The 15,375-nt window shown below is 65.1% G+C and carries 18 protein-coding genes; 4 read left to right on the top strand and 14 right to left on the bottom strand.

Going from position 1 to position 15,375, the window contains the following annotated elements:
* Window positions 1–15: 15 nt before the first annotated feature.
* On the top strand, window positions 16–957 hold the full coding sequence (locus G410_RS0107515; RefSeq protein ID WP_156851894.1) for a phytoene/squalene synthase family protein: 942 nt from the start codon (window positions 16–18) through the stop codon (window positions 955–957).
* A gap of 42 nt (window positions 958–999) precedes the next feature.
* On the opposite strand, the gene G410_RS0107520 is transcribed toward G410_RS0107515, so the two are convergent.
* Both G410_RS0107520 and G410_RS0107525 read right to left on the bottom strand, forming a co-directional pair.
* Window positions 1,000–1,785, bottom strand: a complete 786-nt coding sequence (locus G410_RS0107520; protein WP_022673040.1) for a 3'(2'),5'-bisphosphate nucleotidase CysQ — start codon at window positions 1,783–1,785, stop codon at window positions 1,000–1,002.
* Window positions 1,782–3,140 carry a TldD/PmbA family protein gene (locus G410_RS0107525; protein WP_022673041.1) on the bottom strand — a complete coding sequence of 453 codons (1,359 nt, stop codon included), beginning with the start codon at window positions 3,138–3,140 and terminating at the stop codon, window positions 1,782–1,784. Before G410_RS0107525 ends, G410_RS0107520 begins: the two co-directional genes overlap by 4 nt.
* 118 nt (window positions 3,141–3,258) lie before the next feature.
* Between G410_RS0107525 and G410_RS17370 the strand changes: the two genes are divergently transcribed.
* Both G410_RS17370 and G410_RS16015 read left to right on the top strand, forming a co-directional pair.
* Window positions 3,259–4,602, top strand: a complete 1,344-nt coding sequence (locus G410_RS17370) for a sensor histidine kinase (RefSeq protein WP_022673042.1) — start codon at window positions 3,259–3,261, stop codon at window positions 4,600–4,602.
* A 14-nt stretch (window positions 4,603–4,616) separates the two neighbouring features.
* Window positions 4,617–4,973 carry a response regulator gene (locus G410_RS16015; RefSeq protein WP_022673043.1) on the top strand — a complete coding sequence of 119 codons (357 nt, stop codon included), beginning with the start codon at window positions 4,617–4,619 and terminating at the stop codon, window positions 4,971–4,973.
* 81 nt (window positions 4,974–5,054) lie between these two features.
* Here G410_RS16015 and queE read toward each other — a convergent pair whose 3' ends face one another.
* From queE to G410_RS0107580, 9 genes are all read right to left on the bottom strand, one after another.
* Window positions 5,055–5,687, bottom strand: coding sequence for a 7-carboxy-7-deazaguanine synthase (queE, locus tag G410_RS0107540; RefSeq protein WP_022673044.1), 633 nt, complete (start codon window positions 5,685–5,687; stop codon window positions 5,055–5,057).
* 16 nt (window positions 5,688–5,703) lie between these two features.
* The gene (queC, locus tag G410_RS0107545; RefSeq protein ID WP_022673045.1) at window positions 5,704–6,414 is read right to left on the bottom strand and encodes a 7-cyano-7-deazaguanine synthase QueC; all 711 of its coding nucleotides are present in this window, start codon (window positions 6,412–6,414) and stop codon (window positions 5,704–5,706) included.
* Between the two features lie 196 nt (window positions 6,415–6,610).
* Window positions 6,611–7,006, bottom strand: a complete 396-nt coding sequence (locus G410_RS16020; RefSeq protein WP_156851896.1) for a hypothetical protein — start codon at window positions 7,004–7,006, stop codon at window positions 6,611–6,613.
* 103 nt (window positions 7,007–7,109) lie between these two features.
* Window positions 7,110–8,057, bottom strand: coding sequence for an Hsp33 family molecular chaperone HslO (hslO, locus tag G410_RS0107555; RefSeq protein ID WP_028971201.1), 948 nt, complete (start codon window positions 8,055–8,057; stop codon window positions 7,110–7,112).
* A gap of 13 nt (window positions 8,058–8,070) precedes the next feature.
* Window positions 8,071–8,997: an ornithine carbamoyltransferase gene (gene argF, locus G410_RS0107560; RefSeq protein ID WP_022673047.1), complete on the bottom strand. Its 927-nt coding sequence runs from the start codon at window positions 8,995–8,997 to the stop codon at window positions 8,071–8,073.
* 88 nt (window positions 8,998–9,085) lie between these two features.
* Window positions 9,086–10,279, bottom strand: coding sequence for an aspartate aminotransferase family protein (locus G410_RS0107565; RefSeq protein ID WP_028971202.1), 1,194 nt, complete (start codon window positions 10,277–10,279; stop codon window positions 9,086–9,088).
* A 99-nt stretch (window positions 10,280–10,378) separates the two neighbouring features.
* Window positions 10,379–10,882, bottom strand: a complete 504-nt coding sequence (locus G410_RS16025) for a GAF domain-containing protein (RefSeq protein ID WP_022673049.1) — start codon at window positions 10,880–10,882, stop codon at window positions 10,379–10,381.
* A 112-nt stretch (window positions 10,883–10,994) separates the two neighbouring features.
* Entirely contained in the window at window positions 10,995–11,366 is a 372-nt protein-coding gene (locus tag G410_RS0107575) for a tRNA-binding protein (protein ID WP_022673050.1), read from the bottom strand.
* On the bottom strand, window positions 11,356–11,817 hold the full coding sequence (locus G410_RS0107580; RefSeq protein ID WP_022673051.1) for a MaoC family dehydratase: 462 nt from the start codon (window positions 11,815–11,817) through the stop codon (window positions 11,356–11,358). Before G410_RS0107580 ends, G410_RS0107575 begins: the two co-directional genes overlap by 11 nt.
* 156 nt (window positions 11,818–11,973) lie before the next feature.
* Here G410_RS0107580 and G410_RS0107590 point away from each other — a divergent pair, with 156 nt between their 5' ends.
* On the top strand, window positions 11,974–12,873 hold the full coding sequence (locus G410_RS0107590) for an EamA family transporter (RefSeq protein WP_022673053.1): 900 nt from the start codon (window positions 11,974–11,976) through the stop codon (window positions 12,871–12,873).
* 16 nt (window positions 12,874–12,889) lie between these two features.
* Here G410_RS0107590 and glmS read toward each other — a convergent pair whose 3' ends face one another.
* The 3 genes from glmS to G410_RS0107605 are packed head-to-tail and all read right to left on the bottom strand — an operon-like array spanning window position 12,890 to window position 15,359.
* Window positions 12,890–14,725 carry a glutamine--fructose-6-phosphate transaminase (isomerizing) gene (gene glmS, locus G410_RS0107595; protein WP_022673054.1) on the bottom strand — a complete coding sequence of 612 codons (1,836 nt, stop codon included), beginning with the start codon at window positions 14,723–14,725 and terminating at the stop codon, window positions 12,890–12,892.
* A 16-nt stretch (window positions 14,726–14,741) separates the two neighbouring features.
* Window positions 14,742–15,107 (bottom strand): type II toxin-antitoxin system VapC family toxin, encoded by a 366-nt coding sequence (locus G410_RS0107600; RefSeq protein ID WP_022673055.1) that lies wholly within the window; start codon window positions 15,105–15,107, stop codon window positions 14,742–14,744.
* A gap of 3 nt (window positions 15,108–15,110) precedes the next feature.
* Window positions 15,111–15,359 carry a ribbon-helix-helix protein, CopG family gene (locus G410_RS0107605; protein WP_022673056.1) on the bottom strand — a complete coding sequence of 83 codons (249 nt, stop codon included), beginning with the start codon at window positions 15,357–15,359 and terminating at the stop codon, window positions 15,111–15,113.
* Between the last annotated feature and the right edge of the window lie 16 nt (window positions 15,360–15,375).

A 15,375-nucleotide genomic window follows, 5' to 3' on the forward strand; every position in this document is an offset into this window, starting at 1 on the left:
ATGACGTCCTGTGTCATGGCTGAGTTCGACCGCCCTGCCCTCGTCGCCCATGCGCGCGACAGCATCGCCAAGGGCTCGCGCAGCTTTGCCGTGGCGTCCAAGCTGTTCGACAAGCCCACGCGTGAGCGCGCCTGGCTGCTCTATGCCTGGTGCCGCAAATGCGACGATCTGGCCGATGGGCAGGATCATGGTGGCGGCATGAGCGTGATCGACGATGCGGCGGATCGGCTGAACTATCTTACCGGCATGACCGAAGCGGCATGGAGCGGCGTGCCTACCGGCGATCCCGCGTTCGACGGCTTCGGGCTGGTCGCACGCGAATGCGGCATTCCGCGCCGCTATGCCGATGATCTGATTGCCGGGTTTGCGCTGGATGCCGAGGAATGGCGACCGCGCAGCGAGCAGGATCTGTACCGCTATTGCTATCATGTCGCGGGCGCGGTGGGCTGCATGATGGCCATCATCATGGGCGTGGACCCGGAAGATGACGAGACGCTGGACCGCGCCACGGACCTGGGCCTGGCCTTTCAGCTTGCCAATATCGCGCGCGATATCGAGGAGGATGATGCCGCCGGACGCTGCTATTTGCCGATGGAGTGGCTGGCCGAGTTCGACATTCCGCCCGGCCAGCATATGAAGCCGCCCTTCCGTCCCGCGCTGGTCACGATGGCCAGACGGCTGGCCGATGCGTCGGAGCGCTACGAGGCCTCGGCGCGCGTCGGCGCGGCGCGCCTGCCCTATCGCAGCCGCTGGGCGGTGCTGGCGGCGGCCGGCATCTATGGCGATATCGCCCGTGAAGTGCGCCGCCGGGGTGCCCATGCCTGGGATCACCGGGTGTTCACGAGCAAGGCCGATAAATTGCGCTGGGTGGCACGGGCGGCAAAGCAGGCGCGCGGCACGCCGGAACAAGCCAGCCGCGATGGGCTGTGGGACCGCGCGATGATGCCGCGGGGATAGGGTGCGCGAGCGGACCGGCGTGGCGTTGCCACGGAGGCCCCCTCAATCCCCCGATAGAATCTCCGCCGCTTTGGGTGCCAACCGCTCCACCACCGCGCCGTGAATGCCCGGCGCGCAGACGATCAGGCCAAAATCCTTGGGGCTCGCCTTGTTATAACGAATGGGATCGCCCAGCGCGTCGCTCACCGTGGCGCCCGCTTCGGCGGCGATCAGATTGGCCGCCGCGACATCCCATTCATTGCCCCAGCGCAGCGTGGCGACCAGATCGGCCGCATTGCTCGCCACCATGCAGATGCGCAGCGCAATGCTGTTGGGCTTGGGCACCATCGACAGGTCCCGGTCGGCCTTGGCCAGCCCGTCGCTCGGCACGCGCGCGCCGGTGATGTTCGCGCGGGTGCTCGCATGGATGGCGGCGCCGTTCAGCCATGCGCCCTCGCCGTGCCGGGCGGTGAAACAGCGGTCGCCCACCGGCGCATAGATCACCGAGAAGACCGGACGGCCGCCTTTCATCAGGGCGATCGACACCGCCCAGCCCTTGCGCCCGCGAATGAAATCGCGCGTGCCGTCCACCGGATCGACCAGCCAGGTCCAGTCGCGCCGGATACGATCGCTATTGTCCTCGGTTTCCTCGCTCAACCACCCCGCCTCGGGCAGGATCGCGCAAAGCCGTTCCTTCAGCAGATCGTCCACTGCCAGATCGATGTCGCATACCGGATGGCCGGGCTTTTTCTCCCACACCTTGCAGTCCGGCTGCTGCCCTTCGCGCCAGCGTTCCATCGCCAGAGCACCGCCGTCGCGCGCGGCAGCGATGATGGCATCACCGTTCACGCCGCAACCGTCATGCCGTCGATGCGCAGCGTGGGCACGTTGAGCGCGCGGGTGAACGCCAGATCGTCGGCAGGGGTCAGCCCCGCGAACATGTCCTTCAGATTGCCCGCCACGGTAATCTCGCTCACCGGCCGGGTGATCTGCCCGTCCTCGATCAGGAAACCACCCGCGCCGCGGCTGTAATCGCCCGTCACGCCGTTCACGCCCTGGCCGATCAGTTCGGTCAGATAGACGCCGCGCTCGATGCCGGCCATCAGCGCGGCGGGGCTCTGTGTGCCCGCTTCCATGTGCACATTGGTGGCGCCCACACCGGGCGATCCGCCGACGCCGCGCGTGGCATGGCCGTTCGGCGCCAACCCCAATTGCCGCGCCGATGCCGTATTGAGCAGCCAGTGGGTGAGCACACCCTTGTCGATCAGTCTGGACGGCGCCGTCGGCAGGCCCTCTCCATCGAACGCCTTGGAGGCGAGGCCGCGCATGCGGTGCGGATCGTCCACGATCGTCACGCCGCTGTCGAACAGCGCTTCCCCCAGCATATCCATCAGGAAACTGGCGCGCCGGGCCACCGACGGGCCGGAGATCGCGCCGAGCAGATGGCCGACGAGCGACCCGCCCACGCGCGGATCGAGAAGGACGGGCATCGCGCCGCCCTGCAATTTCACCGGATCAAGCCGCGCCACCGCCCGCTCGCCCGCCTTGCGCCCGATCTCTTCGGGGCTGGGCAGATCGGCGGCATGGCGCGCGGTGCGATAGGCATAGTCGCGCTCCTTGGCCGCGCCCTCGCCCGCCAGCACGCTGGCCGAGAGGCTGTGGCTGGAGCGCGCATAGACGCCGCCGAACCCGGTGCTGGTGGCCAGCGCGACGATGGAGCGGCCCACGCTGGCCCCGCCGCCTTCGCTGTTGGTCACGCCGGGTACGGCGCGCGCGGCATCTTCTGCCGCCAGCGCGGCTTCGCGCAGCGCCTGCGGGTCTGCGGCCGCGCCGCCATCCTCGCCCAGATCGTCCAGATCGAAATCGCCGAACGGCCCGCGCGCCAGCCGCTCCTCCGGGGCCAGCCCGGCATAGGGATCTTCTGGCGCAGCTTTGGCCATCGCCACCGCCCGCTCGGCCAGCTCGCGCAGCAATTCGGGCGCCAGCGCGCTGCTCGAAACGCTGGCGGAGCGTTTGCCGACGAACAGCCGCAGACCGATCTCCTCGCCCTCCGACCGTCCGGCATCTTCCAGCTTGCCCAGACGCACGGCGATTTCCGTCGCCGCGCCGCCGGCGTAAATCGCGTCGGCGGCATCGGCACCGGCGTCGCGCGCGGCGGAAACCAGCAATATTGCGCGTTCCAGCGCCTGTTTCTCGTTCAGCATAGACCGGGCGATGTAAGCAGCGCCCTGCCGCCGGTCAATCGCCGCGCCGTCGCAGGCACCCGTCCTGCCGTTCGCTCGCTTGTCGGCGGCAGGACAAGGGCGTAAACGGCTGCCGATCATGATCGAACGCCTCAAATCCATCTGGCAGGAATTGCTGAGCCCGGAACGCCAGCATGGCTACGGCACCACCTTGCTGCCCGCCGCCGTGGCGCTGGCGATTCTGATCCTACTATCCGGCGGCATCGCCATCATCGGCGCGATCGACAGCGAGCGGGAGGCACGCGAGGCCAGCCAGTATACCACCGGCGTGATCGCGCGGCTGGAAAAGGTGCGCGCGCTGGCGGTGGATATCGAGACCGGGCAGCGCGGCTATCTTCTGACCGGCCAGCGCAGCCTGCTGACGCCGATGAAGGAGGCTGCCGAGCGTGAGGTGCAGCTGCTCGATGAACTGAAGACCTATGCCTATGGCAATATGGAAGGCCCGCAGGAAGGCTGGCTGATGGAGATCGACCGGCTGGTGCGCGCCCATTATTCCGATGCCGCCGAGAGCGTGAGCCTGGCCCGCCGGGGGCAGCGCGCCGCCGCTATCGAGGATGTCCGCTCCGGCGCGGGCAAGGCGCGCATGGACCGGCTGCGCGCGCTGATCGATCGCTACGAGGCCTATGAATATAACCGGCAGGCGCGCAGCCTGGACGATGCGCGCGATTATGAGCAGATCGGCGGACAGCAGGTGCTGCTCGTGCTGGTGGTCCTGCTGCTTTTGCTGCTGCTGATCGCCTATCTGCTGTGGCGCAACACCCGCCTTCTGAAGACCGAAATCGAACTGACCGAGGTGACCGAGGCCAAGGAGCAGGTGGAGTTGATCAGCCGCGAGCTGAACCACCGCGTGAAGAACCTGTTTGCCGTGGTGATGGCGATCATCAGCATGACCGCCCGGCGCGAAAGCGATGCCACGGTGGCCGGTGACAAGATGCGCCAGCGCGTCAACGCCCTGGCCCGCGCGCATCAGCTGACCATCGATCAGGATGGTGGCCGCGCCGTCAGTCTGCGTTCTCTGGCGGAAGATGTGCTGGCTCCCTATGCCTCGGCCGCGCTGCGCAAGAATGTGGAAGGCCCGGAGGTGCAGCTCGTGCCCCGCGCGGCCACGCCGATCGGCCTAGCCCTGCATGAAATGGCCACCAACGCCGTCAAATATGGCGGCTGGTCCAACGAAGCGGGCGGCGAGATTTCCATTCGCTGGACCGCCACCGACGATGCGGACCGCAGCCATGTGGAACTGGTCTGGTGCGAAAGCGGCGGCCCGCCGGTGGCCGCGCCGGCAGAAGACAGCAAGGGCTTTGGCAGTCAGCTGGTGGCCCAGAGCCTGCGGCAGATTGGCGGCCAATATGAGGCGCAATGGCTGGAAAGCGGCCTGCGCGCCGTGCTGCGGTTCAGCGTAAGCAGGGAACCGGACGACGCGTAATCTCTTTAATATGTATGAAGAACTTTACCGTCATGGTGGCCGAAGATGAAGCCCTGATAGCCCTGGACATGGTCGAGGGCCTTCGTGAGCGCGGAATGGACGTGATCGGCCCGTGCATGTCGCTGAAGGAATGCATGGATTGCATTGGCGGCGCGCAGACGATCGACGCGGCTATTCTGGACGTCGACCTGGCGGGCAAGGATGTGTTTCCGGCGGCCATGCTGCTGCGAAAGCTGGGCATTCCGTTCATATTTCACAGCGGGCATCTGGAACGCGCGCATCTGCCCCGCGAGCTGGCGGACGTGCCGCTGTTCAACAAGCCGGCGCCGCTGGACAGTATGGCCCGCGGCCTCCAACGCACGATCAACTGAGGCGTAGTTCATCCGATCAGAACAGGCTGCTTCGGCAGCCTTTTTCTTGGGCACCCAAGGCAGGCACGCCGCCGCCGAGTGTCAGGGAATGCCCAGCATCTTGTGGGTCTGCAGGCTCAGCCGCCAGCGCGGATGGCCTTCCACGAAGCGCATCGCCTCCAGCCGGTTGGCGTCCGCTGCGGCGCTGTCCATCGGCTGGATCAGCAAATGGGTGAACGCCCAGTCCTCCATCGCCCGCCAGTCCGACCCCGCCTGTGGCCAGACCAGTTTCAGCTCGTCGCCCGATCGCTGCACCGTGTCCGACCCGGCCTTGGGGCTGATGCAGATCCAGTCGATGCTGCGCGGTACCGGCAATGTCCCGTTGCTCTCGATCGCGATCTCGAACCCGCGCGCATGCAGCGCGTCGATCAGCGCGTCGTCCACCTGCAGCATGGGCTCCCCGCCCGTCATCACGACATAGCGCCGCTCGGTCCCCGCGCCCCATAGCGCGGCCACCTTGTCGGCCAGCGCATCGGCGGTGCGGTAGCGCGCTCCATTTTCGCCATTCATGCCGACAAAGTCCGTGTCGCAAAACTGGCAGATGGCGGTGGCGCGGTCCTGCTCCCGCCCGGTCCACAGATTGCAGCCGGCAAAGCGCAGGAACACCGCGCGCCGCCCGGCCTGCGCGCCTTCACCCTGCAAGGTCGGGAATATCTCCTTGACGGCATAGCTCATGGGCGCACGATCCGTGTCATGCCACGTCCGGGGTGACGGCATAGACGGTGGGGTCCGCGATCCCGGCCTCGACAAATCCGCCATGGCGCAGGCGGCAGCTGTCGCATTCGCCGCAATGCTTGCCGTCCGCCGTGGGGTCATAGCAGCTCCAGCTCATCGCCGGGTCGAGCCCCAGCCGCATGGCCTCTGCCGCAATCCTGGCCTTGGTCATATATTGCAGCGGCGCGCGCACCTCGAAGCTCTCCTTGGCGTCTCCCGCCTTGGTGCCGAGCAGCGCCAGTTTCTGAAAGGCGTCGATAAATTCCGGGCGGCAATCGGGATAGCCCGAATAATCCAGCGCATTGACGCCGATCACCATGTCGCGCGCGCCCGCCGCCTCGGCCCAGCCCAGGCACAGCGACAAAAAGATGGTGTTGCGCGCCGGCACATAGGTAATCGGGACGCCGCCATCCTCCCGCGTGCCCGCGCCATCCTTGGGCACATCGATATCCGCCGTGAGCGCCGATCCACCGAATTGGGTTAGATCGAGCGGCAGCACCACATGGCGCAATGCCCCCAACTCCTTTGCAATGCGTGCGGCGCTTTCCAGCTCGACCCGGTGGCGTTGATTATAGTCGATCGTCAGGGCGAGGATATCGAACCCCTGCTCGCGTGCGATACCGCCTGCCACCATCGAATCCAGTCCACCGGACAGGAGGACCACCGCTTTTTTTCCATGTTCGCTCATTCCGCGGGAGCTAAGCCTCCCGCATCCGCACTGCAACCACCCGCATAAAAAACGGGCCACCCCGATGGAGCGGCCCAGTTATGGCTCGCAAAAGCCAGCTAGGGAGGAAAGCGTACCGAACCGGGTACGTCACATGCTTATAGCACGCACCCATAAACAGACGCTTAACGAACGTTCAGGCGGTATCCGGTCGCCGTCAGCACGGGCCGGTCTGCCGCGCTTCATAGTCGAATGCGAACGGCTCGTTATGGTCCAGCCCCTGGCTTCGGATCTGCACCAGCCGATCGGTTTCGCGCCGGATGCTCGTGTTCCCGCGCACACCGTTGCAGCTGTAGCGGAAGGAAGCGATCCGCCCGTCCGCCCGCAGCTGCCGAATATCGCAGGACTTGCCCCGGTGCCGTGCATGGACAAGCGCTTGTGGATTGCCAAGGCAGATCCTGCCGACCGTTTTCATGTCATGGTCCTTGTCGCGCAAGGTCCACGCGCCCTTTTCCAGCGTCTTCAGGGAAAAGACGGGCGAGGCGGCCATCGCCGCGCCGGACAGTATGACGGCCGTCGTCAGGCCGAGCATGATGGTGGTTGGTTTTTTCATAATGGTCATCCGCATGATTCCATGACCCGCCGTTGCCAGCATAGGCCGAAATCGATCAAAAAGCGAGTCTGCCGGCACGTCATGCCGGCAGCGACATCGCCGTTCAGTTTTCCAGGCTTACCAGAGAGATCGGGAACTGGCGGCTGCAAAATTCGCAATCCACCTTGATCGCACCGTCATCGTCGGCCATGGCGCGCCGTTCCTCGGCGGGGAAACGCCCGATGACCGAGCGGATATGGTCGGGATCACAGCGGCAACCCTTGCGCAGCATCGTGCCCTGTTCGATCCGCACTTCCTGTTCCTCATGGAACAGGCGCCACACCAGCTCTTCCAGCGGCAGACCCGGATGGCCCAGCTCCTCCGGCTTCACCGTCTCGGCCAGCGCGCGCAGATGCTCCCATTCCGGATGGTCGAGCCGCACGTGCAGACGCTCGCGCCCCTCCTCGCCCTCGGCCAGATGCTGGATCAGAAATCCGCCCGCCACGGGCCGCCCGTCGACCACGCCGCGCGCGGTGCGGATCAGCGTCGGGATCTGCTCGGACTGCGCGAAATAATATTCGCACGCCTCCGCCAGCGAGGCGCCTTCCAGCGGGACGATGCCCTGATAGCGCCCGCCCGGTTCATCCTTGTTCTGCGTGCGCCGATCGAACGTGATCGCCAGATAGCCCTGGCCGAACAGCCCGAACAGCGATGGCTCGGGCGGCAGCTCGGCCACCTTGGCCTCGTCATATTGGGCATAGCCGCGCAGCTCTCCGTCGCGATAATCGCACACCAGCAGCGTCACCGCGCCCTGGCCCTGATTGGCCTGCATGGTCAGCTCGCCGCCGACATCCTTCAGCAGCGATCCGAGCAGCGCGGTCAGCGTGACCGCTTCGGTCAGCAATGCCTCCACGGCGGGGGGATAGACATGGGCGGACAGGATATCGGCCAGGCTGTCCTCGATCCGCACGGCACGGCCCCGCGCGCTGCGCCCCGGAATGGAGAAGCGCAAGGGCCGGTCGGAAAAGGTTTCGGATTGGGGGCTGTTCTGGGGAGTGTTCTGGTCAGTCATCGCCCATAGATAGTCAGAGCTGGCCGAAAACCCAGCGCAGGATCGATTTTTGCGCATGCAGCCGGTTTTCCGCCTCGTCGAATATCACCGATTGCGGACCATCGATAACGGCGGGCGTCACCTCCTCACCGCGATGCGCGGGCAGGCAATGCAGGAACAGCGCGTCCGGTTTGGCCTGACCCATCAATGCGGCATCGACCTGATAGGGGCTCATATCGGCCATCTTCGCCTCGCCGCCCTCCTGCCCCATGGAAATCCACGTGTCGGCCACAATGATATCCGCGCCCGCCGCCGCCTCGGCTGCGTCCCGGTGGATGCTGATCTTTGCGCCGCCTTGGCGGGCGCGGCCGATAAAGCCCTCGTCCGGATCATAGCCCTCCGGGCAGCCGATGCGCACATCGAACTGCATCAGGCCCGCCGCCTCGACAATGGAATTCAGCACATTATTGCCATCGCCCAGCCAGGCCAGCTGCAGGCCGGGCAGCGCCTTGCCATGCTCCACGATGGTCAGCAAATCCGCGACGATCTGGCAGGGATGCGACAGATCGGTGAGCGCATTGATCACCGGCACGCTGGCGTGGCGCGCCATCTCCTCCACATTGTCATGCCCGTCGGTGCGCAGCATGATGGCATCGACATAGCGGCTGAGCACCTGCGCGGTGTCGGCCACCGTTTCGCCGCGGCCCAGTTGCATCGATCCGGCATCGGCCACGATGGCGCTGCCGCCCAGCTGCCGCATCGCCATTTCAAAGCTGAAGCGGGTGCGCGTGCTGCTCTTTTCGAAGATCATCGCCAGCACATGGCCATCCAGCGGACGGTCGGCGTCCGGCTTTCCCTTCGGCCAGCCCTTGCGCAGCGCCTTGCGGTCGATCGCATCGGCCAGCATGGCGGCAATGGCATCGCCGCCGGCATCGGAGAGATTCAGGAAATGGCGCGTCATATCGTTCCCCCTGCTAGATTGTGATCGATGCATATACGCCGCCCCTGCCGCTCGTTCCGAGCGGTAGGACGGCGTGCACGGCCTGCCCTCAAGCCGCTTCCGGCACCTTGTAGCTTGCCGCACCGGCGCTGAGCTTCTGCATGAACTCGTCGATATGCGCATCCTCGATCACCAGCGGCGGCAGCACGCGGATCGTGTTGTCCGCCGCGGCCACCGTCATCAGATCGTGATGATCGCGCAGATGTTCGTAGAAGGGCCGGCTCTCGACCTTCATTTTCAGGCCGAGCATCAGTCCCTTGCCGCGCACCAGCTCGAACAGATCGGAGTGATTGCCGATAAACTGTTCCAGCGCGCCGCGCAGCCGCTCGCCCCTGGCCGTAACATCGGCCAGAAACGCCTCGTCCGAAATGATCTTCCACACGGCCTCGCCCGCCGCCATGGCCAGCGGATTGCCGCCATAGGTGGAGCCGTGGCTGCCAAAACCCATGCCCTGCGCGCCCTTTTCGGTGGCGAGGCAGGCGCCCAGTGGAAAGCCGCCGGCAATGCCCTTGGCGGTCGCCAAGATGTCCGGCTGCACATCATACAGCTCATGCGCGTAGAGCTTGCCGGTGCGCCCCACGCCGCATTGCACCTCGTCCAGCACCAGCATCAGATCCTGCTCGTCGCAGATGTCGCGCAGGCCGGTCAGGAATTCCTGGCTGGCCGGGCGGATACCGCCTTCGCCCTGGATCGGTTCGACCAGGAAGCCGGCGGTGTGCGGGCCAACGGCAGCGCGCGCCGCTTCCAGATCGTCAAACTCCACATATTTGAAGCCCGGCAGCAATGGCAGAAAGCCCTTGTGCATCTTATCCTGATTGGAGGCGCTGATGGTGGCCATGGTGCGGCCGTGGAAGGCCATGGAAAAGGTGATGATCTCGGTGCGCTTGGGATCGCCGCCCTCGCGCTGATGATAGGCGCGCGCGGTCTTGATCGCGCATTCCACCGCCTCGGCCCCGGAATTGGTGAAGAACACCGTATCGGCAAAGGTCGTGTCCACGATCATCTGCGCCAGCCGCTCGCCCTGCGGGCTGCCATACATGTTGGACACATGCATCAGCTTGGCCGCCTGGCTCTGGATCGCTTCGATCAGCGCCGGATGGCTATGGCCCAGCGAATTGACCGCGATGCCGCTGGCAAAGTCCAGCAGCCGCCGGCCATCCTCGGTAATCAGATGGCAGCCATCGCCCTCCACCGGACGCACATCGCAACGCGGATAGACGGGCATAAGCGGAGTGATGGACATGGGGGACGGCCTTTCATGTAAAAACAGGGGCGGCCACATCGGGCCGCCCTGAAACATCACATTAGGCTCTGCTCATGCGAGAATCAATGCAGCCGGCCCTTACCGATCGAGCCGCTGCGCTTCGATCTTGCGTTGCTCCATCAATCGCACCGTGTCGTCGACCAGTGCGGATAGCTGCCGGCTATGGTTATCGCCAAAATCGAACCGCGGCTTCTGATCGATCACGCACAGGGTGCCCCGGCGCATGCCATTCGGAAGGCGCAGCGGCAGGCCGGCATAAAAGCGGATGCCCGGCTGTCCCGTCACCAGAGGGTTGTTGACGAAACGCGCATCCAGATGCGTATCGTCCACCTTGAACAGACCGTCCCGCTGCACCGCATGCGTGCAAAAGGACATCGCCAGCGGCGTCTCGTCCGGCATCAGGCCGACCTTCGCCTTGAACCACTGCCGCCGATCATCGAGGATGGAAATCAGCGCGATCGGCGCGGAAAACATCCGTGCCGCCCGCTGAACGATGAATTCGAACGCCGGATCTTTTGTGTTTTTGAGGGCGGCAGCATCTCTGCTGGATGATGAAGCGATAATTCTAGTCTGCGTAGTCATGACGCCCCGCGTCTATCGCGCGCTACTTTCCATTCGGTAAACGCCATGCGACCTGCCACTTGGCGGCGGCCAATCACGCCGCCGGCGGCCGGTGCGGCGCGCGCGGGCGGCTTCAGAACAGCCGCCCGCCGTCCGGCACGCCCTGATCAGGGCGTAGCAGCACGACATGGCCGTTCTCGTCCGGCACGCCGAGCGTCAGCACCTCGCTCCTGACCGGGCCGATCTGGCGCGGCGGAAAATTGACGATCGCCAGCACCTGCGTACCGACCAGATCCTCCAGCCGGTGCCGCTCGGTAATCTGCGCGCTGGAGCGCTTGATACCGATCGGTGCGCCGAAATCGATGCGCAGCTTGAAGGCAGGCTTGCGCGCTTCGGGAAAGGCTTCGGCCTCCACGATCGTGCCGACACGAATGTCGACCTTCAGGAAATCGTCGAAGCTGATGCTGTCGGCAGGATCCGCGCCCGCCGCGTGATTAACGTGCATCGGCTGGCTTCTTATGTTGCAGTCCGCTGCGCTTGCAGCTGCCGACCAGCGTGCCATCCTGATTGAAGGCGCGGTGGATGAAGGTGACGATCCCGGCCTTGGGGCGCGACTTGCTCTCGCGCAGATCGGCCACTTCGCTCTGGATGGTCAGCGTATCGCCGACGAACACCGGCGCGGGAAAGCGCACCTCGTCCCAGCCCAGATTGGCGATGGCGGTGCCCAGCGTGGTATCCCCCACCGACACGCCGACCATCAGGCCCAGCGTGAAGGTGGAATTGACCAGCACCCGGCCATAATCGCTGTCCTTCATATATTCGGCATCGAGATGCAGCGCGGCGGGATTATGCGTCAGCGTGGTGAACAGCAGATTGTCCGTCTCGGTCACCGTGCGGCGCATCGTATGATCGAATATCTGCCCAACTTCCAGTTCCTCGAACCACAGACCTGCCATGCTCTAATTCTCCCAAGATGATCGCTTTTCGATGCGACGGGCGTGCGGCAAGCGGCGCGGCGCTGTCAACCGGCCTGCTGCGGGAAGGGCTGGCCTATCGCCTACGCGCGGCCTAGGGGGCGCCTGATCACCGCAGCCATCGACCGAGTCCAGCCCATGCGCCCCCTACATTTCTTCCTCGCTCTGGCGGTCATGGCGGTATGGGGCACCAATTTCGTGATTATTCATGAAGCGATCGCCGTGCTGCCGCCGCTGCTGTTCGCGGCGCTGCGCTTCACCATCGCCTTTCTGCCCGCCGCCTTCTTCGTAAAGCGCCCGGCGGTGCCGCTGTGGAACCTGGCGGCGTTCGGGCTGCTGATCGGCGTCGGCCAGTTCGGCGTGCTGTTCATCGCCATGGACGGGCAGATCACGCCCGGCCTCGCCTCGCTGGTGGTGCAGATGCAGGTGTTCTTCACCATCGGCCTGTCGGTCTGGCTGACCGGCGAGCGGGTGAAACCGATGCAGATCGCCGCGCTGCTGCTGGCGGCGGGCGGCGTGCTGATCATTGCGCTGCATATCGAGGGGGCGACCACCATCGTCGGCCTGCTGCTCACGCTGTTTGCCGGTGCCAGCTGGGCGGCGGGGAACATGGTCTCACGCCGCAACGGCAAGATCGACATGCTGGGCTATATCGTCTGGAGCAGCCTGTTCCCCATCCCGGTATTGTTCGCGCTGGCCTTTCTGTTCGAAGGGCCGGGCGCGATCATGGCCGGGCTGCAAAGTGCGCATGCGGGCACCTGGGCCGCCGTGATATGGCAGGCGGTGGGCAACACGCTGTTCGGCTATGGCATCTGGTCGTGGCTGCTCGCGCGCCATCCGGCGGCGACCGTTGCGCCCTTCGCGCTGCTGGTGCCGATCTTCGGCCTCGGCGCATCGGCCCTCTTGCTGGGCGAGGCGCTGCCGCTGTGGAAGATCATTGCCTCGGCCATGGTCATCGGCGGGCTGGCCGTGGGCTTTGTCGATTCCCAGCGGCTTGCCCGTATCTTTGCGCGCTCCGGCCAGGGCGGCGCGGCCTGACGCGCGCCGCCTTGCGTCACTCCACCGTTACGGATTTGGCCAGATTGCGCGGCTGATCGACATCGGTGCCCTTGGCCACGGCGACATGATAGGCCAGCAGCTGCACCGGCACCGCATAGACCAGCGGCGCGATCAGCGGGTGCACGCTGGGCATCTCGATCGTAGCCATGGCGCCGTCGCCCGCCTCGGCAATGCCTTCCGCGTCGGAGATCAGCACGATCTTGCCGCCGCGTGCGGCCACTTCCTGCATATTGCTCACCGTCTTGTCGAACAGCGGGCCGCTGGGCGCGATCACGATCACCGGCACCGCCTCGTCGATCAACGCGATGGGACCATGCTTCATTTCTCCGGCGGCATAGCCTTCGGCGTGAATATAGCTGATTTCCTTCAGCTTGAGCGCGCCCTCCATCGCCATCGGATAATCCGGGCCGCGGCCCAGATAGAGCACGTCGCGCGCGGGCGCGATCAGCGGGGCGATGGCCTCGATCGCGGCGTCGCGGCTCAGCGCATCGTTCATCGCGCCGGGCGCTTCCTGCAAGTGGGCGACGATCTGCTTTTCTTCCTCCGCCGTCATGCGCCCCTTCACCCGGGCAAAATGCGCGGCGAGGGCGGCGAGCACGGCAAGCTGGCAGGTAAACGCCTTGGTCGAGGCGACGCCGATTTCCGGACCGGCATGGGTGGGCAGCAGCAGGTCCGCCTCACGCGCCATGGTGCTGGTCGGCACGTTGACGACGACGGCGATCTTCTGCCCCTCGGCGCGCGCATGGCGCAGCGCGGCCAGCGTATCCGCCGTCTCGCCCGACTGGCTGATGAACAGCGCCAGGCCGCCCTCTTCCATGATCGGTTCGCGATAGCGGAATTCGGACGCCACATCGATATCCACGGGCACCCGGGCAAATTGCTCGAACCAGTATTTGGCCACCATCCCGGCATAATAGCTGGTGCCGCAAGCGACGATGGTGACGCGGCGGATTTGCGACACGTCGAACTGGATATCGGGCAGCGCCACGATATTCTCCAGCGGCCGCAAATAGCTGCCCAGAGTCTGTGCGACCACGGTGGGCTGCTCGTAGATTTCCTTGAGCATGAAGTGGCGATAATTGCCCTTCTCGATGGCCCCCGCCGTCACGCCGCTGTCCACGAACTCGCGCTCGACCGGCTGATCCTGCGCATCGAAAATGGCGATATCGCCACGCTTCACCACCACCCGGTCGCCTTCCTTCAGATAGGCGATGCGGCGGGTGAGCGGGGCGAGCGCCAGCGCGTCGGAGCCGAGATAGGCCTCGCCCTCTTCATCGCCTTCGCCGCGCCCCACCACCAGCGGCGATCCGAGCCGGGCGCCGATCATCAGATCGTCATGATCGCGAAACAGGATGGCCAGCGCGAAAGCCCCTTCCAGCCGGGGCAGCACGGCCTTGACCGCCTCATGCGGCGTGTTGCCCGCCTCCACCTGTTCGGCGATCAGATGGACCACCACTTCGGTATCGGTCTGGCTTTCGAAGGTGCGCCCGCGCGCTTCCAGTTCACGGCGCAGCGGTTTGAAATTCTCGATAATACCATTGTGCACCACCGCGACCGCGCCGCTGGCGTGCGGATGGGCATTGTCCACCGTCGGCGCGCCATGGGTGGCCCAGCGGGTATGCGCGATGCCGGCGGACCCGGAAGCCGGCTCCCCCACCAGCTTTTCGGCCAGATTCTTCAGCTTGCCCTCGGCCCGGCGGCGATCGAACTGGCCGTCATGCACGGTACAGATGCCGGCGGAATCATAACCGCGATATTCCAGCCGCTTCAGCCCTTCGACCAGCCGATCGGCCACATCGCCGCGTCCAAGAATTCCAATAATGCCGCACATGGATCAAACGCTTTCGTCAGAGAGTATAGGGAACGCGGATGCCCGGCATATTTGCCGGAAAATCCTTGGTATTTCGTGTAATCAGGATTGCGCCATTTACCTGCGCGGTGGCCAGAATATATGCATCCAGCAGCTTCATGCGGGTGCGAAAGCGAATATCGGCTGCAGCCAGCGCAATACGCGCGTCCACCTCCACCAGTTCGAAGTAGGACAGCATGTCGCGCACCTGCTCGCGATCTTCCAGCCGCTCTCCGGCAAGCACCTCGGTCCATACGATCCGGCTGATGCGATGCGTACGATAGCGCCGCAACTCCGCCCGCGCTTCCTCCTTGCGCTTCAGCCAGTCGATCAGGATATTGGTATCGAAAAACGGATCGGACACGCCTCAAAGCTCGTCATAGGGTCTGCGGTCTTGCCGAATATTGCGCTGATAGTCCAAGCCGTCGGCTATATCGTCGCGATCCGCCCAAAGCCCGAACCCCTTGTCAATCCAGCTGCGATCATCGCTGGATCGCGCCAGAAAATCATGGATGGCCTCGCGCACCAAGGATGCGCGCGATCGCTCCTTGCGCAGCGCAAGAGCGTCCAGCTTCTGGATATCCTCATCGGGCAGATCGGCGAGAATGCGGGTCATGCCATCGCGATATCAT

Source organism: Novosphingopyxis baekryungensis DSM 16222, from assembly GCF_000420305.1.
Lineage (GTDB): Bacteria > Pseudomonadota > Alphaproteobacteria > Sphingomonadales > Sphingomonadaceae > Novosphingopyxis > Novosphingopyxis baekryungensis.